Source organism: Hydrogenophaga intermedia (assembly GCF_000723405.1).
Taxonomy (GTDB): Bacteria; Pseudomonadota; Gammaproteobacteria; order Burkholderiales; family Burkholderiaceae_C; genus Hydrogenophaga; species Hydrogenophaga intermedia.
This window is the reverse complement of the sequence record NZ_CCAE010000025.1, coordinates 52,473-69,739: the sequence shown is the minus strand read 5'-3', so window position 1 is coordinate 69,739 and position 17,267 is coordinate 52,473. Positions and strand designations below refer to the sequence as shown.

The 17,267-nt window shown below is 69.8% G+C and carries 19 protein-coding genes and 1 pseudogene; 8 read left to right on the top strand and 12 right to left on the bottom strand.

The features are described 5' to 3' along the window. Window positions 1-258: 258 nt before the first annotated feature. The 8 genes from BN948_RS15055 to BN948_RS15020 form a co-directional block, all read right to left on the bottom strand. Window positions 259-642: a hypothetical protein gene (locus BN948_RS15055; protein WP_009516866.1), complete on the bottom strand. Its 384-nt coding sequence runs from the start codon at window positions 640-642 to the stop codon at window positions 259-261. A gap of 40 nt (window positions 643-682) precedes the next feature. Next, complete coding sequence (locus BN948_RS15050; RefSeq protein ID WP_009516867.1) at window positions 683-1,408, bottom strand: DUF1223 domain-containing protein; 726 nt, start codon at window positions 1,406-1,408, stop codon at window positions 683-685. 102 nt (window positions 1,409-1,510) lie between these two features. Further along, window positions 1,511-1,786 carry a hypothetical protein gene (locus BN948_RS15045; RefSeq protein WP_009516868.1) on the bottom strand — a complete coding sequence of 92 codons (276 nt, stop codon included), beginning with the start codon at window positions 1,784-1,786 and terminating at the stop codon, window positions 1,511-1,513. A gap of 5 nt (window positions 1,787-1,791) precedes the next feature. After that, window positions 1,792-2,814 (bottom strand): glycerophosphodiester phosphodiesterase, encoded by a 1,023-nt coding sequence (locus tag BN948_RS15040; protein WP_009516869.1) that lies wholly within the window; start codon window positions 2,812-2,814, stop codon window positions 1,792-1,794. A 78-nt stretch (window positions 2,815-2,892) separates the two neighbouring features. Next, the gene (locus BN948_RS15035) at window positions 2,893-3,642 is read right to left on the bottom strand and encodes an amino acid ABC transporter ATP-binding protein (RefSeq protein ID WP_009516870.1); all 750 of its coding nucleotides are present in this window, start codon (window positions 3,640-3,642) and stop codon (window positions 2,893-2,895) included. A 9-nt stretch (window positions 3,643-3,651) separates the two neighbouring features. Continuing rightward, window positions 3,652-4,755 carry an amino acid ABC transporter permease gene (locus tag BN948_RS15030; RefSeq protein ID WP_009516871.1) on the bottom strand — a complete coding sequence of 368 codons (1,104 nt, stop codon included), beginning with the start codon at window positions 4,753-4,755 and terminating at the stop codon, window positions 3,652-3,654. Between the two features lie 5 nt (window positions 4,756-4,760). Beyond that, window positions 4,761-5,870 (bottom strand): amino acid ABC transporter permease, encoded by a 1,110-nt coding sequence (locus BN948_RS15025; protein ID WP_009516872.1) that lies wholly within the window; start codon window positions 5,868-5,870, stop codon window positions 4,761-4,763. A gap of 174 nt (window positions 5,871-6,044) precedes the next feature. After that, entirely contained in the window at window positions 6,045-7,082 is a 1,038-nt protein-coding gene (locus tag BN948_RS15020; protein WP_009516873.1) for an amino acid ABC transporter substrate-binding protein, read from the bottom strand. A 228-nt stretch (window positions 7,083-7,310) separates the two neighbouring features. On the opposite strand from BN948_RS15020, the pseudogene BN948_RS15015 reads away from it, so the two are divergent. The 3 genes and pseudogenes from BN948_RS15015 (at window position 7,311) to BN948_RS15005 (ending at window position 9,792) form a co-directional block, all read left to right on the top strand. Continuing rightward, window positions 7,311-9,067, top strand: a pseudogene (locus BN948_RS15015) (long-chain fatty acid--CoA ligase). Window positions 9,068-9,071: 4 nt separating this feature from the next. Continuing rightward, window positions 9,072-9,332 (top strand): hypothetical protein, encoded by a 261-nt coding sequence (locus BN948_RS15010; protein ID WP_009516876.1) that lies wholly within the window; start codon window positions 9,072-9,074, stop codon window positions 9,330-9,332. A 97-nt stretch (window positions 9,333-9,429) separates the two neighbouring features. Further along, window positions 9,430-9,792, top strand: a complete 363-nt coding sequence (locus BN948_RS15005; RefSeq protein ID WP_009516877.1) for a hypothetical protein — start codon at window positions 9,430-9,432, stop codon at window positions 9,790-9,792. Here the strand turns inward: BN948_RS15005 and BN948_RS15000 are convergent, their stop codons facing one another. Beyond that, complete coding sequence (locus BN948_RS15000; RefSeq protein ID WP_009516878.1) at window positions 9,793-10,620, bottom strand: DUF2189 domain-containing protein; 828 nt, start codon at window positions 10,618-10,620, stop codon at window positions 9,793-9,795. 136 nt (window positions 10,621-10,756) lie between these two features. Between BN948_RS15000 and BN948_RS14995 the strand changes: the two genes are divergently transcribed. Further along, on the top strand, window positions 10,757-11,500 hold the full coding sequence (locus BN948_RS14995) for a 2OG-Fe dioxygenase family protein (RefSeq protein WP_035622350.1): 744 nt from the start codon (window positions 10,757-10,759) through the stop codon (window positions 11,498-11,500). Here the strand turns inward: BN948_RS14995 and BN948_RS14990 are convergent. Together BN948_RS14990 and BN948_RS14985 are read right to left on the bottom strand one after the other, a co-directional pair. Next, window positions 11,488-12,018, bottom strand: a complete 531-nt coding sequence (locus tag BN948_RS14990) for an MOSC domain-containing protein (protein WP_009516880.1) — start codon at window positions 12,016-12,018, stop codon at window positions 11,488-11,490. The genes BN948_RS14995 and BN948_RS14990 overlap by 13 nt on opposite strands. Window positions 12,019-12,022: 4 nt before the next feature. After that, the gene (locus tag BN948_RS14985; protein WP_009516881.1) at window positions 12,023-12,547 is read right to left on the bottom strand and encodes a cupin domain-containing protein; all 525 of its coding nucleotides are present in this window, start codon (window positions 12,545-12,547) and stop codon (window positions 12,023-12,025) included. A gap of 92 nt (window positions 12,548-12,639) precedes the next feature. Between BN948_RS14985 and BN948_RS14980 the strand changes: the two genes are divergently transcribed. The 4 genes from BN948_RS14980 (at window position 12,640) to BN948_RS14965 (ending at window position 15,661) form a co-directional block, all read left to right on the top strand. Further along, on the top strand, window positions 12,640-13,200 hold the full coding sequence (locus tag BN948_RS14980) for a DUF2889 domain-containing protein (protein WP_009516882.1): 561 nt from the start codon (window positions 12,640-12,642) through the stop codon (window positions 13,198-13,200). A 25-nt stretch (window positions 13,201-13,225) separates the two neighbouring features. Further along, window positions 13,226-14,125: a LysR substrate-binding domain-containing protein gene (locus BN948_RS14975; RefSeq protein WP_009516883.1), complete on the top strand. Its 900-nt coding sequence runs from the start codon at window positions 13,226-13,228 to the stop codon at window positions 14,123-14,125. Window positions 14,126-14,228: 103 nt separating this feature from the next. Next, window positions 14,229-14,966 carry an SDR family NAD(P)-dependent oxidoreductase gene (locus BN948_RS14970; protein ID WP_009516884.1) on the top strand — a complete coding sequence of 246 codons (738 nt, stop codon included), beginning with the start codon at window positions 14,229-14,231 and terminating at the stop codon, window positions 14,964-14,966. 188 nt (window positions 14,967-15,154) lie between these two features. After that, complete coding sequence (locus BN948_RS14965; protein WP_009516885.1) at window positions 15,155-15,661, top strand: DoxX family protein; 507 nt, start codon at window positions 15,155-15,157, stop codon at window positions 15,659-15,661. Here BN948_RS14965 and BN948_RS14960 read toward each other — a convergent pair. Further along, on the bottom strand, window positions 15,612-17,156 hold the full coding sequence (locus tag BN948_RS14960) for a class I adenylate-forming enzyme family protein (protein ID WP_009516886.1): 1,545 nt from the start codon (window positions 17,154-17,156) through the stop codon (window positions 15,612-15,614). The genes BN948_RS14965 and BN948_RS14960 overlap by 50 nt on opposite strands. Between the last annotated feature and the right edge of the window lie 111 nt (window positions 17,157-17,267).

Below are 17,267 nucleotides of genomic sequence, written 5' to 3'. Positions count from 1 at the left end.
CCCGGGCCCGGGGGGGCGGCGGGGGGGGGGCGCCGTCCGCGGGGGGGGGCGCGGGGGGGGGGGGGCGGCCGGCGCTTCGCCGGGATCGGCGGCGCGCAAGGCCTCGGCGGGCGTGCCCGCCAGCAAGGGGGTGGCCGACAAGGCCACGCAAAGCGGCAACAGCCGCAAGCGGTGCTTCATGTTCATCTCCTGAGGGTTCGCGAACGGCGTGCGCGCAGCCCGCAGGGGCATGCGCGGACGCACCACGGGTGCGAGCGCTCAGGCGATGGGGGGTTTGTGGTGTTGGCGCGGGGCCAGGCTGGCGAAGCGTTCGACGCGCAGCACCTGTGGCCCGGGGGCCAACTGCCCGCGCGGCGAATCGGTGGTGCCCGCCTGCAGTGCCGGGCCGTTGCAGAGGTCGCAGGCGAGGTGCTGATGCCCGGCACCGTCGTCGTGAGCGGCATCGCCATGCATGTCGGCGTGCGCGGCCTCGGCCGGGGCGGGAGGAACTGCTTCCCCGGCATGCGGGCAAGGGTTGGCTGCGCTGGACTGCTGGACGGGATGGCCATCGGCAGCATGCAGCATGGACAGGGCCATGGCGTCGCCCACCCAGCCGCGCATGGGCAGCAGGGCAATCAGCAGGGCGATCCAGAGGGCGCGCATGGGTGTGGATGATAAGGAAAGCGCGTCCCGGGTTCCCGGCTCATGAAGGGCAGTTGAGCACCACCGCCTGAACGGGCCGCGTAAGCGTGGGGTCGGTGACCACGAAGGCGACGCGGTGCGGTTCCCGCAGCGGCAGGTGCCAGCGCTCGGTGTGCGGCTGCGCGCCGCGCCAGGGCACCACCGGCTGGTAGTGCGCCACCACGTGGTCGTGGCGCAGCTGTTCACCCGCGTTTTCGCCGGCGGTGACGCGGTTGCTCACGTCATCGAGCAGCACCGCCCAGTAGCCGGCCAGTTCACCCTGGCCGCCCGCCACCTCCGCCAGCAGATCACCCCCCTCGCGCCAGACGCGCAGCGCGGGCGCCGGGCCCGGCAGAGGCTGCAGTTGCGCGACCGACTGACCTGGCCAGCCTCGGTGGTCGCGGCCGTTGAGCACGACCTGCGGCGTGTAGACCTGGCGCGCGCCCAGGCGCTCGGCCAGGCGGTACTGCCGTGCGGTGGTGGCGGCCGTGGCGAACGGGTCGCGCCAGCCAAGGTGGTTCCAGTAGTTCACGTGAAAGGACAGCGCCACCACGTCGTCGTGGCCGCGCAGGCCGCTGAGCCAGCGGTCGGCCGGCGGGCAGGAGCTGCAGCCTTCCGAGGTGTAGAGCTCGACGATGGCGGGCGCCTGCGCGCCGCGCTGAGCCTGGCAACGCAGGTCGGCGGCCCAGGCGGCCCCGGCCGTCGCGGCCAGCCCGGCGATCAAGGCAATGCGGCAGAGTGGGAACATGGTGACCTCCGCAAAAAGGGGTCGGTCGCGGTGGCGCCCGCGTGCCTTACGCCTGCCGCTCCGTGGTGCGACGGGCGGCTGTGACGGGTTATCGAGACCCGCTCAGGCGACCGCCAGTTGTGCCGCTGCCTTATCGATCCAGAACTGCAGGCTGTCGTGCAGTTCGCGTGAGCTGAAGGAACAGCTCTCGCCGTCGAACAGCGCAGAGGACTCGAGGCGGTCGAGCAACTGGCCCAGCACCTCGCCAAAGCGCGGGGGCAGGGCGGCGATGAGTTCGCCCTGGTCGCGCAGGCGCGCGCTGGCCTCGGCGGGTGAGAGGGTCGCGCCGCGCAGGCCGTCGAGGGCATCGGTCACGGGTTGCAGCAGTGGATGGGGCATGTCATTCAGTTCTGGCGGGCCGGCGCGGTGTCGACGGTCGGCGGCAGGGCCATGCCGCGCTGTTCCATCACGACGCGCAGGCGCTCCGGATGGTCGGTGATGATGCCATCGACGCCCCAGTCGATCAGGCGTTCCATGTCAGGCACCTCATTCACCGTCCAGGGGATGACGCGCAAGCCTTCCTCGCGCGCGCGCTCGATCAGCTTGCGATCGATGTCATTGAAGTTGGGCGACCACAGGCGAGCGCCGGCGGTGGCCAACAGCGCGGGGGCGTCTTTGAAATCGGCCTCGCGCAGGCCCCCGCTCCAGGCGCCGGTGCGCAGGGTGTTGAAGCGCGGCCGCTGCGCGCTCAGGAAGGCCAGTGGTACCTCGGGCGCCAGGCGCTGGGCGATCTTGAGCAGGCTCCAGTCGAAGCCCTGCAGGCTGGTGCGCGAGGCCATGCCCTGGGTGCGAAGGACATCGAGCACGGCACGGACGAAGGCCTCGGGGTCGGGCGACTCTTGCGGCCGTTCAGGGTTGCGCTTGAGCTCGATGTTGAAGCGCACGTGGTCGGCACGCTGGCGCTTGACCAGGTCGAGCACTGCCGCCAGCGTGGGAATGCGCTCGCCATCCACGGCTACCTGCTGCGGGAAGTCGCGTGCGTAGCGGCTCGACGGGTTGATGCGGCCGACGTCGAGCGCGGCGATCTGCGCGAGCGTGAGCGTGTGAAAAGGCTGGCCGCGCGACTGCAGCCAGCGCCCGCTCGGGTCGCGCGTGATGTCGGGGTTGGCCGTGGTGTCGTGCGACACGATGGGCACGCCCTCGGCACTCAGCACCACGTCCAGCTCCAGGGTACTGACGCCGATGGCCAGCGCGCGCTGGAAGCCGTAGAGCGTGTTCTCAGGCGCCAGCGCGCGGGCGCCGCGGTGCCCCTGCACGTCGAAGGCCAGCGCCGCGCCCGCGCACCACAGCGACAGGCCCATGGCCGTGGTGCAGCTCCAGCGCAGCCAGGTCAACCGCCGGGCGGCGGGGAGGGGTTGCAGCGACATGGCGGTCTCCTTGTCGGGCCCGCTGGGCGCGGGCGCCGTGTCGCGCGCATTGTGTCAGCGCGCCATGACCGCCTCAAGTCAATGGCCGAGGATCTTGGACAGGAAGTCCTTGCTGCGCTCGTTCTGCGGGTTGTTGAAGAATTCCTCGGGCGTGTTCTGCTCGACGATCTGGCCCTGGTCCATGAAGATCACGCGGTCGGCCACGGCCTTGGCGAAGCCCATCTCGTGCGTCACGCACAGCATGGTGATGCCCATGTTGGCCAACTCGATCATGACGTCGAGCACCTCCTTGATCATCTCGGGATCGAGCGCGGAGGTGGGCTCATCGAACAGCATGATCTTGGGCGTGAGGCACAGGGCGCGCGCGATGGCCACGCGCTGCTGCTGGCCGCCGGAGAGCTGCAGCGGGAACTTGCTGGCCTGCTCGGCGATGCGCACGCGCTTCAACTGCTGCATCGCGCGCTCCTCCGCCTCCTTCTTGGGCATCTTGCCCACCCACATGGGCGAGAGCGTGAGGTTCTCGAGCACGGTGAGGTGCGGGAACAGGTTGAACTGCTGGAACACCATGCCCACGTTCTTGCGCACCTGGTCGATGGCCTTGATGTCGTCCTTGAGTTCGACGCCATCGACCTCGATGACACCTTGCTGGTGTTCCTCGAGCCGGTTGATGCAGCGGATCAGCGTGGACTTGCCTGAGCCCGAGGGGCCGCAGATCACGATGCGTTCACCCTTGGCGACGCTGAGGTCGATGTCGCGCAGCACGTGGAAGTCGTTGCCGTACCACTTGTTGACTTTGTCGAAACGGATGATGGCTTGTTGTTCAGGCATGTTGTGCTTTCAGCGCGCCTTGCTGGCGGCAAGCTGTTTTTCCACCCACAGGCTGTAGCGCGACATGGCGAAGCAGCCGGTGAAATAAATGAGGGTGATGAAGAAGTACGCCTCGAGCTTGAACGGGCGCCACTGGACGTCGGAGTTCAGTGCCAGCGCGAGTGCGCCGGTGAGTTCGTAGAGCGAGACGATGGTGACCAGCGAGGTGTCCTTGAACAGGGAGATGAAGGTGTTCATGATGCTGGGGACCACCATGGACAGCGCCTGCGGCAGCACGATGAGTCTCTGCGTCTGCCAGTAGCCCAGGCCCAGCGAGTCGGCCGCTTCGAACTGACCCTTGGGCACGGCCTGCAGGCCACCACGCACCGTCTCGGCCATGTAGGCCGCGATGAACAGCGTGAGGCCCGCGACCACGCGCACCAGCACGTCCACGGTGACGCCGCGCGGCACGAACAGCGGAAACATGAACGAGGCCATGAACAGCACCGAGATCAGTGGCACGCCGCGCACGAGCTCGACGTAGAGCACGCTGATGGTGCGAATCGCGGGCAGCTTCGCGCGCCGGCCCAGGGCGACCAGCACGGCGAGCGGGAAGGCCAGGAACAGCGAGAGCACCGCGAGCATGAGGGTGAGCGGCAGGCCACCCCATAGCTCGGTGCGCACGTTGGACAGACCGAACACGCCGCCACCCATGAGCACGAAGAAGCCCGCCAGTGACGCCACCCAGATCAGCGCCAGCCAGCGTGTCCAGAAGACGCGCATGCAACTGATCACGAGCGTGAAGATGATCAGCAGCGTGGCCAGCAGCGGGCGCCATTGCTCGTCGAAAGGGTAGCGGCCGAACAGGATGACGCGGTACTTCTCGGCGACCACCCCCCAGCAGGCGCCCACGCCACGCGCAGCCTGGCAGGCGTCGGCGTCGGGCCGGAACACGGCCCCGACGATCACCCATTGCCAGAGCTTGGGCACGGCCCACAGCAGCACCCCGCCGACGATGAGCGTGGCGAGCGTGGATTTCCAGTCGGCGAAGAGGTTGCGGCGCGCCCAGGCCAGGGCACCGGATTGGCGCACCGGAGAAGGCCGGGGCGCGATGGGTTGGAACTGTGCATTCATGGCGATCAACGCTCCCGGATCGCCATGCGGCGGTTGTACCAGTTCATCACCAGCGAGGTGGTGATCGAGGTGCTGAGGTAGACCAGCATGATGATGGCGATGCACTCCACCGCGCGGCCGCTCTGGTTGATGGTGGTGTTGGCGATGGACACCACGTCGGGGTAGCCAACCACCACGGCGAGCGAGGAGTTCTTGGTGAGGTTGAGGTACTGGTTGGTCAGCGGCGGGATGATCACGCGCATGGCCTGGGGCAGCACCACGAGCTTCATCTTCTGGCGCGGGTTCAGGCCCAGCGCGGACGCGGCCTCGTCCTGCCCGCGGCTGACGGACTGGATGCCGCCGCGCACCACCTCGGCCACGAAGGACGCGGTGTAGGTGGTCAGGCCGATCAGCAGAGCCAGGAATTCGGGCGTGAGTGCCAGGCCGCCATCGACCATGAAGGGCAGTTGTTCGGGGATGCTCCATTCGCGGGGCATGCCGGCCACCACCCAGCCCACCACGGCGAACACCAGCAGCATGGCCAGCGGCGCCCAGAAGCGGTCACCGTCCTGGCCGGTGGCTTCGAAGCGCTTTTGCACCCGGCGGCGCCACAGCACACCAGCGATCACCCCCACGGCCAGCCCGCCGATGACCTGGCCCACCCCGGCCGTGGGCCAGGGGAAGGACAGGCCACCCTTGCTCAGGAACAGCAGGCCGCCCATGGACATGGCCTCGTTCGATGCGGGCAGCAGCTCGATGAAGACCAGGTACCACATGAGCAGTTGCAGCAGCAAGGGCACGTTGCGAAAGGCCTCGACGTAGCCGTAGCACAGGCCGCGCACCAGCGCGTTGCGCGAGAAGCGGCCCACGCCCAGCGACACGCCGAGAATCGTGGTGAGCACGATGCCCGCGAGTGCCACCTTGACCGTGTTGAGCACGCCCACCCAGATGGCCTTGCCGTAGCTCTGGCTGGGGTCGTAGGTGATGAGGGTTTCGCCGATGTCGAATCCGGCGCTGGCGCCGAGAAAGTCGAAGCCACTCTGGATGCCGCGGGCCTGCATGTTGGCCTGGGTGTTGTGCGCCAGGTACCAGAGGCCCAGGCCCAGCAGGGCCAGCGCCACGACCTGGTAGATCACGCCGCGCGTCGCCCGGCTGTTGAGCGACCATTGCCGGGAAGGGGGTGGAGGGGATGCGGGTGTCGTCAACGGGGACCTCGCCACGAATGCGATGGGGACACGAACAACGCCCGCAGCGACGGGCATCGCTGCGGGCGGGGGACTGGCCGGGCCGTCAGGGTGGCCCGGCGTGGATCAGCGGATTGGCGGGGCGTACAGCACGCCGCCCTTCGTCCACAGGTTGTTGACGCCGCGCGGCAAGGCGATGGCGGTCTTGGGACCGACGTGGCGCTCGAACTGTTCGCCATAGTTGCCCACGGCCTTGATGGCGCGGTACGCCCATTCCTTGTCCAGGCCCAGCAGCTTGCCGGTGTCTTCGTTGCCCATGCCCAGCAGGCGCATGACGGAAGGGTTGGTGCTGGAGCCTTTGAGTTGGTCGACGTTGGCTTGCGTCACACCGTATTCCTCGGCTTCGATGAGCGCAAATCCCACCCATTTGACGATGGCCGCGAAGTCCTCGTCGCCGCGGCGCACGGCCGGGCCCAGGGGCTCTTTGGAGATCAGCTCGGGCAGGATCACGTGGTCGTCGGGCTTGGCCATGTCCTTGGCGCGCGAGGACGCGAGGCCCGAGGCGTCGGTGGTGTAGGCCTGGCAGCGGCCCGAGGAGTAGGCGGCGAGCGCGGCTTCGAGCTTCTCGAACACCACGGGCTTGATGCCCAGGTTGTTGGCGCGCGAGTAGTCGGTGAGGTTGAGTTCGGTGGTGGTGCCCGACTGCACGCAGACCGTGGCGCCCTTGAGCTGCTTGGCGCTCTTGACGTTGAGCTTCTTGGGCACCATGAAGCCCTGGCCGTCGTAGAAGTTGACGCCGACGAACGTGAGGCCCAGCGAGGCGTCGCGGGTGAGTGTCCAGGTGGTGTTGCGCGCCAGCACATCGATCTCGCCGGACTGCAGGGCGGTGAAGCGCTGCTGCGCCGTCAGCGGCACGTAGCGCACCTTGTCGGGGTTGCCCAGGACGGCGGCCGCCACCGAGCGGCAGAGGTCCACGTCCATGCCGGTCCACTTGCCCTGGCTGTCGGCCGCCGAGAAGCCGGGGAGGCCGGTGTTGACGCCGCAGTTGAGTTCGCCCCGTTTCTTGACGGCATCCAGGTCTTTGCCCGCGTGGGCCGGCGCGGCAAGGAGCGCTGCCGTGGAGGCCAGGGTCAGGGCGGTCAGCTTCAGGGCGTTGAGTTTCATCGGGGGTACTCCGTAGGTCGGTGGTGTTGTCGAGCACGTACGCGCGGGCACCTGTTCGGTGCGACGCCCGTAAGCGGGGCAATGTAGTCCTGGCCTTTTGGGCCAGGGATCGGGGTTTACGTGGGAGGCTTATGCAAAAGCTTTATTGAACAATCCGATCGGTTCGGCCCGAGGGCCCAACGCAGTATTCGTGCCATACAAGAACCACCACACCGGAGACCCGCCGACATGAGCCACCAGGAGCCACCGGTGCGCGCGCACCACCGCGTCTGGCCCCGGCGACTGCCCCACGCGCTTCGCCCGCCGCAGACCTCGCTGTGGGAGAACCTGGCGGTAAGCGCCCGGCGTTACCCGGACAAGGCCGCGCTGGTGTTCTTCGACCGCGTCACCACGTACGCCGGGCTGCACGAGCAGGCCGAGCGCCTGGCCGCGCACCTGCGCGCGCAGGGCGTGCGCGATGGCGATCGCGTGATCCTGTTCCTGCAGAACTGTCCGCAGTGGATCGTGGCCTGTTATGCGGTGCTGCGAGCCAATGCCGTGGTCGTGCCGGTCAATCCCATGAACAAGGCCGATGAGCTGGGGCACTACATCACCGACGCGGACGCGCGCGTGGCTGTGTGCGCGGCCGATCTCGCCGGCGAGCTCTTGAAGGCGAACGCGGAAGTCTCCGAAGCGCAACGCCTGCGCCACCTGGTGGTGACGCACTACGCGGACGCCATCGGCCCGATGGATGATCCGGACGCCGTGGCTGGCATGCCCCGGCCTGGCAGGGTTGGCTGGGCACGCGGCACGAACGGCCCGCGCTGCCCGGCGGCGGCGTGGCCACCTGGGCCGAGGCCCTGGCCAGCACCGCGCCGCTGCCCGAGCACAACCGCGGCCCCGACGACCTGGCCGTGCTGCCCTACACCAGCGGCACCACCGGCCTGCCCAAGGGCTGCATCCACCCGCACCGCACGCTGATGCACAACGCGGTGGCCGGTAGCCTGTGGGGGGACAGTTCGCCGGAGACGGTGGCGCTGCTGGTGGTGCCGCTGTTCCACATCACCGGCATGGTCGCGGGCATGCACACGGCCATCTACGCCGGCTCCACCCTGGTGCTGATGCCGCGCTGGGACCGCGAGCTCGCCGGGCGACTGATCTCGCGCTGGCGCGTCACGCACTGGACCAACATCCCGACCATGGTGATCGACCTGCTGGCCAGCCCCAGCTTCGACCAGTACGACCTGTCCAGCCTGGTCTACATCGGTGGCGGCGGCGCGGCCATGCCGCAAGCCGTGGCGCAGCGCCTGCTCGATCTGTTCGGCCTGCGCTTCGTCGAGGGCTATGGCCTGACTGAAACGGCCGCGCCCTCGCACAGCAACCCGCCCGACGACCCCAAGCAGCAGTGCCTGGGCATTCCCTTCATGAGCACCGACGCGCGCGTGGTCGACCCCGAGACGCTGCGCGAACTGCCGCAGGGCGAGACGGGCGAGATCGTGATCCACGGCCCCATGGTGTTCGATGGCTACTGGAAGCGCCCCGAGGCCACGGCCGCGGCCTTCATCGAGATCGACGGCAAGCGCTTCTTCCGCTCGGGCGACCTGGGCCGCGTGGACGAGGACGGCTACTTCTTCATCACCGACCGCCTGAAACGCATGATCAACGCGAGCGGCTTCAAGGTCTGGCCGGCGGAGGTGGAGGCGCTGATGTTCAAGCACCCCGGCATCGCCGAGGCCTGCGTGATCGCCACCCGCGACGCCTACCGGGGCGAGAGCGTGAAGGCCGTGGTGGTGCTGCGCGCCGATGCCAAAGGCAAGACCGGGGAGGCCGACATCCTGGCCTGGTGCCGCGAGCACATGGCCGCGTACAAATGCCCGCGGGAGGTCGAGTTCGTGGACGCCCTGCCCAAGAGCGGCAGCGGCAAGGTGATGTGGCGCTGGCTGCAGGAGCGCGAGGCCGAACGGGCCGGGCAGGCCGCCGGGGCCGAACCCGCCCGGGCACAATGACCGCATGCCGTCGTTCGCCGCCGCCTTTCGCCGCCTGTGGCAGCCGCGCAAGGGCCTGTTCTGGCTCATGCTCGGCTTCCAGGCGTTGTCCAGCGCCCTGGTGCTGTTCATCCAGATCCACGAACCCCCAGCCGGGCTGCGCCTCGTGCTGGGGCTGCTGGCGTTGACCAACGCCCTCATCTCGTGGTGGCTGCTGGCGCGTCTGTGGGGCGAGGGTGCCGCTCCAGGGGCGGGCGTTGCAGCCCGTGCCAACGTCGATCGATGACAGGGAGCGTCACACAACATGACGGTTTTGTGCTGGAATGGCGGCCGCCGGCAATCGATGTGCCCACAACCAGTTCAATGAACGCACCCGTCCAGGCATGAAGCAGTTCCTATCGACGCTTTTCGACACCGTCGCCCAGCGGCTGCAGGGCGAAAGCCGGCACGACGACGATCCCTACCGCCTGGCGCGCGTGCGCAAGGCCATGCTGGCGCTGCTGGGCGAGGGCGGTGGCTGGGAGGCCGAGCAACTGCGCCACCGGGTGCTGGTGGCCGAATCGGCCCGCGCGTTGTGGTTCATGCGGCCGGATGTGCTGCACTGGCTCTGTCGCGATCTCGACGAGCGCGCTGCCATGGACAGCATCATGAAACTGCAGCCCTTGTTCGACGGGCTGGTGGAGCCGGCCCTGCTGGGCTCTGCCGCCGGGCGGCGCGATCGCCGCCGCCCGCAGCGCGGCGCCTGATCAGCTCGCCCCGCCGGGGCGATCCGGCGCCACGGTGGCGCGGTAGGCGTGCCAACTCGCGTGACCGATGACCGGCCCGCTCACCAGCAATCCCAGAAACCACGGCAGCATCGACAGCGCCACCAGTGCGCTGACGAGCAGGCCCCAGAACAGCATCACGCCCGGGTTCTGCAGGCAGGCCCGGATGCTCGTGAGTCCTGCGGAGATGGCGTCGGTGCCACGGTCCAGGATCATGGGGATGCTCACCACGCTGGTCACGAAGATCAGCCCCGCGAACACGGCGCCCACCAGCGTCCAGGTGATCAGGAACTCCAGGTGCTGGCCGCGCAGCATCTGCGCCACCAGGTTCTGCGTGTCCGGCAGCGTGGTGAAGCTGACCGCGAAAACCACCAGCGAGGCACGCCCCCAGAGCATTTCGAGCACCAGCAGCACGCCAGCGAAGAGCGCCATGGTGCCCTTGGTGGGCCGCCAGGCGCCCAGCGAACGGCCCAGCGAGGGCTTCTCGCCGCGCTGCAGCGCGCGGCTGGCGTCGTACAGGCCCAGGCACAGGAAGGGGCCCATCAGCAGGAAGCCCGCCGATAGCGCGAGCACATAGGCTGGCGCTGCGCGGAAGACACCCAGCAGCGCATGACCCATGGCGCAGAAACAGGCTCCATAGAACAGGCCAATGCCCGGGCAGCGAAGGAAGTCGCCCCAGCCCGCGCGCAGCCAGCGCAGCGGATCGCCGGGGCGCAGGTCCGCGATGGGCAGCTCCAGTGCCGAGGGCGCGCGCGGGGCGTCGCCGGCGGACGGCGCCTCGGGCGGCTGGGGATCGGCAGCGGCGTTCATGACGGCATTGGGCCACCGGCGCTGGCATTCCCCGATGCGGGCTTTCCCCGAGGCGCGCCTCTACACTCGTGCGCCTGAGCGCCGCCGGGCCGTTCCCAAGGCGCTCGGCCCCGCAGTGCACCGCACGGAGAACCCATTGAGCGCCGCCGAGTTTTCGCCCCCCTACCTGTCACCCAACGCCATCGACACCGCGCTGCGCGAGCGCGGCGCGGGCCTGCTCAGTGGCGAGGACACCGCCACCTGGATCGGCGTGCCGCTGGCCGAGTTGCGCGCTCTGGAGCCGCATTGGGACCGCCTGGCGCCCGACGCCTACCTGAAGGACGGCGGCCGCTACCGCCTGCGCCGCCACAGTTGCTTCGTGGTGGACGGCGCGCGCGTGGAACAGGTGCCGCACCGCGCTCACTGGCAGCCGGTGGAATACAACGCCCTGCACGGCGGCATGCAGCGCTGGTTCGAGCCCATGGAGGCCGCGATGGCCCAGGCGCCGGCCTGGACACGCCTGCTGCAGCGACTGGGCGCGGCGGCCAGCGCCCTGCGTGGTGAACAGGCCTGGGCGGTCGAGGCCCACCCCTTCCGCATCGACACCACCGACGGCATCGGCCGCCCCACGCCCGAGGGCGCCCACCGCGACGGCGTGGACCTGGTGGCGGTGTTCCTGGTGAGGCGCCACGCCATCAAGGGCGGTGAAAGCCGCGTCTTCGAGGCCAATGGCCCCAGCGGCCAGCGCTTCACCCTGCGCGACCCCTGGTCGCTGCTGCTGCTCGACGATGAGCGCGTGATCCACGAAAGCACGCCCATCCAGCCCGACCCGGCCGATGGTCACGGCTGGCGCGACACGCTGGTGGTGACGCTGCGCGCAGGGGGTTTTCAGGGGGACTGAGGTTCAGGCCGTGAGCCGTCGCGCACGATCCGCACCACATCCCCCGGGCGCAGCACGCCACCCTCCAGCACCCGTGCCGTGAGCCCGCCGTGCCCCCGCATGGCGTTGTAGCCGCCAGGGCCCAGCACGTACTCCATGCGCGAGCAGGGCGCGCAGTCGCCCGTGGCCTCCAGCACCACGGATTCGCCGATTCGGATGTGCATCACCACGTCCTCGAACAGACCGCGCGCGGCCAGCAGGTTCACGCCCGAGACGACGAGGTTGCGGCGCAGCCAGGCCGGCTGCAGGTCGCGCCGGGTGAGGGCGGCGATCACCGGCAGGTGCTCCGCCTGGATCAGCGTCACTTGCCGCAGGCCGCCGTGGCGCGCGGCGCTGTGGTCGCCGGCCAGGCCCCGTCCTGCCACGGCCTCGACCTCGCTCACGGCCACGGCGTCCAGGCGCCGGGCGGGGCGAAGGAGGATGGTGTCGAGCCGGCCCGTGGCGGGCACCACGGACGTGAGGGTGCGCAGATCGGGCACGCGGTCAGACGCCGCCGGTGGGGTGCGTCGGGTCCACCCACAGCACCGTCTCGGGTTTTTCCACCGGTTCGATGTCCAGGTTGACCGCCACCGCCTGGCCGTCGCTGCGGCACAGCACGCACTCCAGCACCTCGGTGGGGCTGGCGTTGATCTCCTGGTGCGGGACGTAAGGCGGCACGTAGATGAAATCGCCCGGGCCGGCCTCGGCGGTGAATTCCAGTTGGTCGCCCCAGCGCATGCGCGCGCGGCCCTTCACCACGTAGATGACGCTTTCCAGGTGCCCGTGGTGGTGGGCGCCGGTCTTGGCGTTGGCGTGGATGGTGACGGTGCCGGCCCACAGCTTCTGCGCGCCCACGCGGGCGAAGTTGATCGCGGCCTTGCGGTCCATGCCCGGGGTGGAGGGCACGTTGCCGTCGAGCTGGTTGCCGGGGATCACGCGCACGCCGTTGTGCTTCCAGGGCGCGTCGCTGTGGGGGTGGTCGTGGCTGTGCTCGTGCTCGTCGTGCGGGTGATCGTGGTCGTGGGCCATGCGCGCTCCAGAGGGACAAGACACCAGTGTGCCAGCGCCTTCCCCTCGCTGGTCCGACAATTGCGGGTTTTCCCGAAGCTCCGGAGCCCCACGTGCCATTGCCCACCCCCGCTGCGCGCCAGCCCATGCACACCCGCCGCGTCAACTACCAGGGCTTTCGCCGCGACGACGGCCTGTGGGAGATCGAAGGCGAACTGCACGACAGCAAGCCCTTCGATATCGACATCCGCGGCGAGGGCCGCTGGGCCGCCCACGAGCCGATCCACCACATGTGGATCCGCGTGACCTACGACGAGGCCATGGTGATCCGCGACATCGCCGTCGCCATGGATGCCTTCCCGCACGAACCCTGCCCGGGCATCCTGCCCAACATGCAGCGCATGGTGGGCGAGGTGCTGGGCAAGGGCTGGCGCCACACCATCCAGCGCCACCTGGGCAACACCGAAGGCTGCACCCACCTGCGTGAGCTGCTCTACAACCTGGCGACGGCCGCCATGCAGACGCGCGCCGGCGCCTTTTCGCCGCGCGACGATGGCCGCCCGCCGCCGCACCTGGGCCAGTGCGTGTCCTGGGATTTCGACGGCCCGGTGGTGGAGAAGGTCTATCCCATGTTCTTCGGCTGGCGCCCGCCGGCGGCTGCCAAAAGCAACTGATGCGGCACGCCCGCCGCGACGTGCCATGGACAAGCTCGACGACCTGATCGCCTTCCTGCGCGTGGTCGACGCCGGCGGCTTCTCGGCGGCCGAGCGCAGCACGGGCATCCCGAAGTCGAGCCTGAGCCGGCGCATCGCCGCGCTGGAGCGCCAGCTCGGCGTGCGCCTGGTGCAGCGCTCGTCGCACGCCTTTCACCTCACCGATGTCGGCGAGCGGGTCTATCGTCACGCGCGCGCCATGGCGGACGAGGCCGACGCCGTGCAGGCCACGGTGAGTGAAGCCTTGGCCGAGCCGAGCGGCCTGATCCGCGTGAGCTCGTCCCTGCTGCAGGGCGAGCTCTTCCTGGCCGCCTGGCTGGGCGACTTCATGGGCCTGTACCCGAAGGTGCGGGTGTCGCTCGACCTGTCGAACCACTACGTCGACATGCTGGCCGAGCGCATCGACCTGGCCATCCGTGTCTCTGGTGCGCCGCTGGCGGCGGCGGACATCGTGGCGAAGCCGATCGGCACCGGCAGGATGGTGCTGGTGGCCAGCGCGCCAGCGGTGGCGCGCCATGGCGCACCCGCCACGCTGGCCGATCTGGACCGCTGGCCGCTCGTGGCGCAGGGCCAGGCCGAGACGGTTCGCCCCTGGGTCTTTCGGCTGCCCGATGGGCGCGAGGTGACGCACCTGCCCCAGCCCCGCTTCGTCAGCAACAACCTGCTGGCCTTGCGCGAAGCGGTGCTCGCGGGGGCCGGCATGGCACAGATCCCCCTGGAGGCCTGCCGCGACGCGCTGCGCGATGGCGCCTTGATCGAACTGCTGCCCGATCTCGCGCCACCGCCGTCCACCGTGTACGCGATCTACCCCAGCAGGCGCGGGCTGAGCTTTGCGGTGCGCACCCTGATCGACTTTCTGGAAGCGCGATTCCGCGACATGGCCTGAACGCGTTGCAGATCTGGAACGCCGCGTTGCGCGGCCGACGGCTACCCCTGCCGAAGGGCGCTGGCTATCGTTTTCTTCCCATCACACACGGAAGGAAGCGTTCATGAAGTTGTCTGGAAAAGTCGCCATCGTCACCGGCGGTTCGCGCGGCATCGGTGCGGCCATCGCGCGCCGGCTCGCGGGCGAAGGCGCGCAAGTGGCCCTGTTCTATCGCAGCAACGCCGAGGCGGCCGACGCCACGGTGCGCGCCATCGAGGCCGCGGGCGGCCAGGCGGCGGCGTTCAAGGCCGACGTGGCGGACGAGGTCGCGGTGCGTCTGGCCGTGCGCGAGGTGGTGAACCACTTCGGGCGCGTCGATGCGCTGGTCAACAACGCCGGCATCTTCGAAGCCGAACCCGTCGGTGAGATCAGCCGCGAGTCGTTCCACCGGCAGTTCGCTGTCAACGCCTGGAGCGTGCTCGCCAGCACCCAGGCGGCGCTCGAGCACTTTCCCGCCGCGGGCGGCGCCATCGTGAACGTCTCCAGCAGTCTCGCGGTGCGTCCGGAGCCCCAGACCGTCAGCTACTCCGCCAGCAAGGCGGCGGTGGACAGCCTCACGCTGGGCTGCGCGATCGAGTTGGGCGCGCGCGGCATCCGCGTCAACGCGGTGGCGCCTGCGATCACCCGCACCGACATGACGGCCGACATCCCGGCCGAGCAGTTGAGAGAGGAAACGCGCCTGACCCCGCTGGGCCGCCTGGCGGAGCCGGGCGACATCGCCGACGTGGTGGCGTTCCTCTGCTCGGACGACGCGCGCTGGATCACCGGGCGCAGCCTCCTGGTGGACGGGGGCCGGATGTAGCCGGCCCCGTGGCATGCCCTGCGCGACGGCGCTGGCCGCCTGTGCACAGGGCTTTGGCGTTGGCGTTGGCGTTTCGCGCCGCCCCCAGGCAAATGGCGCCCTTCGGTTGGCGATTCGTCGCAAGGGCGTCGTCTTCACGGGCTGCCCTGCCTAAGGTGCGCACCACCGAACCCATGCAGGAACCGCCCATGACCACACCCATCCTCTTGCTCATCTTGTTGACGGCGCCGTACCTCTTCGCGCGGCTGCTCGCGTCGGCTGGCCGCAGCGGCCCCGACCCGAACGCCGCCGCGGCCGTCGGCCTTGGCCTGGTTTTCCTCTTCACCGCCAGCGGGCATTTTGTTCAGACCGAGCCGATGGTGCAGATGCTGCCGGCCTGGGTGCCGGGCAGAGTGCCGCTGGTCTACCTGACCGGCGTGCTGGAAATCGCCATCGCCATCGGCTTCTTCATCCCCCGGCTGCGCCGGCTGGCCGGCCTGAGCGCCGTGGCGGTGCTGATCCTGTTCTTCCCGGCCAACATCCATGCGGCCCTGAATCAGGTGCCGATGGGTGGCCATGCGTGGGGGCCTGTCTACCTGCTGGTGCGGGCGCCCGTGCAACTGATCCTGGTCGCGTGGGCGTGGTGGTTCACGCAAAGGCGAGCCGTCAAGCGGGGTTCTCCGCTTGGGCGGCGCGCTGGCGCAGCTCGGTCTTGAGCACCTTGCCGTAGTGGTTCTTGGGCAGGGCGTCCACGAACACGTAGCGCTTGGGCCGCTTGAAGCGCGCGATGTGCGCCAGGCAGTGCGCGTCGAGCGCGGCGGCATCGCCCGCCTGGCCCGGTGCGGCCACCACGAAGGCCACCACGACCTCGCCCCACTCGGGGTCGGGCGCGCCCACCACGGCCACTTCGGCCACGCCGGGCGCGGTGAGCAGCACCTCCTCCACCTCTCGCGGGTAGATGTTGGAGCCGCCGCTGATGAGCAGGTCCTTGCTGCGGTCCTTGAGCGTGAGGAAGCCGTGCGCGTCCATCGAGCCCATGTCGCCGGTCCAGAGCCATCCCTCGCGCACCGCCGCGGCCGTGGCCTCGGGGTTGCGCCAATAGCCGGCCATCACGGTGTCGCCGCGCACCAGAACCTCGCCCACCTCGCCGGGTGGCAGCGCTTGCCCATCGGCACCGGCCACGCGCACCTGCACCGGCGTCTGCGCCACGCCCACCGAGGCCAGGCGCGCCGCGTGGTCCGGGTGCGCGGCGTCGGCGATGTGTTGCCGAGAGAGCGCGGTGCCCACCATGGGCGTCTCGCCCTGGCCGTAGATCTGCACGAAGCGCGGACCCATCACGCGCAGTGCGCGCTGGATGTCGGCCAGGTACATGGGCGCGCCGCCGTAGACGATGGTCTTGAAGGCACGCGCCGCCTCGGCCGGCCCCAGGCCCTCGGCCTCGGCGTGGTCCACCAGGCGCTTGACGATGGTGGGCGCCGCGAAGGTGGACAGGGGCCCCAGCGCCTGGCCGAGCGCGAACAGCTCGCCCGGATCCACACCGCCCGAGGCCGGCACCACGTGGCGCGCACCGGCCATGAGGTGCGGAATGGCGTACAGGCCGCAGCCGTGCGACATCGGCGCGGCGTAGACGATGGCGTCGCCACGGTCCACCGGGTCCACGTCGACGAAGTAGCACAGGCCCATGGTCATGAGGTTGCGGTGCGTGAGCATCACGCCCTTGGGCCGGCCGGTGGTGCCGCTGGTGTAGAACAGCCAGGCCAGGTCATCCGGTGCGTTGTCGTACGGATCGGGCAGGGCGCCCTGGTCCAGCGGCGCCAGCAGCGCGTCGGCCTCGGGCGATTCGATGTCGATCTGCCGGTCGAGCCCGGCCAGTGGCTGCGGCGCCAGCTCGCGCGTGACGAAGGCCCATCGCGCCTGCGCGTTGTCGATGATCCATTCCACCTCGGCCGGGTGCAGCTTGGCGTTGACCGGCACCACCGCCAACCCGGCCCACCACGCGCCCCACAGGATCTCCAGGTAGCGCGGGTGGTTGCGCATGAACACCACCACACGGTCGCCGGGTTGCAGCCCGGCCGCGCTCAGCCGCTGCGCCAGCGCCGCGCTGCGCTGCGCCCACTGCGCGTGCGTGGCCCAGCGCTCGGTGCCGTTGAAAAGGGCGGGGGTGTCGGGCGAGATGCGGGCCTGGCGGGCCAGCAGGTGGGCAAGAGACATGGTGTGGGCGCAGCCGCGTGACAACGATGGCCCGGACCATAGCGCGCGCCCGAGCTTCTGCCCATACCTTGTGAATACCGCCCCGCCAGGTCCGACACCCTTGGCCGGCGC

Coding starts and splice junctions, on each gene's coding strand:
- BN948_RS15055 (WP_009516866.1), bottom strand. CDS start 642: ATGCGCGCCCTCTGGATCGCCCTGCTGATTGCCCTGCTGCCCATGCGC.
- BN948_RS15050 (WP_009516867.1), bottom strand. CDS start 1,408: ATGTTCCCACTCTGCCGCATTGCCTTGATCGCCGGGCTGGCCGCGACG.
- BN948_RS15045 (WP_009516868.1), bottom strand. CDS start 1,786: ATGCCCCATCCACTGCTGCAACCCGTGACCGATGCCCTCGACGGCCTG.
- BN948_RS15040 (WP_009516869.1), bottom strand. CDS start 2,814: ATGTCGCTGCAACCCCTCCCCGCCGCCCGGCGGTTGACCTGGCTGCGC.
- BN948_RS15035 (WP_009516870.1), bottom strand. CDS start 3,642: ATGCCTGAACAACAAGCCATCATCCGTTTCGACAAAGTCAACAAGTGG.
- BN948_RS15030 (WP_009516871.1), bottom strand. CDS start 4,755: ATGAATGCACAGTTCCAACCCATCGCGCCCCGGCCTTCTCCGGTGCGC.
- BN948_RS15020 (WP_009516873.1), bottom strand. CDS start 7,082: ATGAAACTCAACGCCCTGAAGCTGACCGCCCTGACCCTGGCCTCCACG.
- BN948_RS15010 (WP_009516876.1), top strand. CDS start 9,072: ATGCCGTCGTTCGCCGCCGCCTTTCGCCGCCTGTGGCAGCCGCGCAAG.
- BN948_RS15005 (WP_009516877.1), top strand. CDS start 9,430: ATGAAGCAGTTCCTATCGACGCTTTTCGACACCGTCGCCCAGCGGCTG.
- BN948_RS15000 (WP_009516878.1), bottom strand. CDS start 10,620: ATGAACGCCGCTGCCGATCCCCAGCCGCCCGAGGCGCCGTCCGCCGGC.
- BN948_RS14985 (WP_009516881.1), bottom strand. CDS start 12,547: ATGGCCCACGACCACGATCACCCGCACGACGAGCACGAGCACAGCCAC.
- BN948_RS14975 (WP_009516883.1), top strand. CDS start 13,226: ATGGACAAGCTCGACGACCTGATCGCCTTCCTGCGCGTGGTCGACGCC.
- BN948_RS14970 (WP_009516884.1), top strand. CDS start 14,229: ATGAAGTTGTCTGGAAAAGTCGCCATCGTCACCGGCGGTTCGCGCGGC.
- BN948_RS14965 (WP_009516885.1), top strand. CDS start 15,155: ATGACCACACCCATCCTCTTGCTCATCTTGTTGACGGCGCCGTACCTC.
- BN948_RS14960 (WP_009516886.1), bottom strand. CDS start 17,156: ATGTCTCTTGCCCACCTGCTGGCCCGCCAGGCCCGCATCTCGCCCGAC.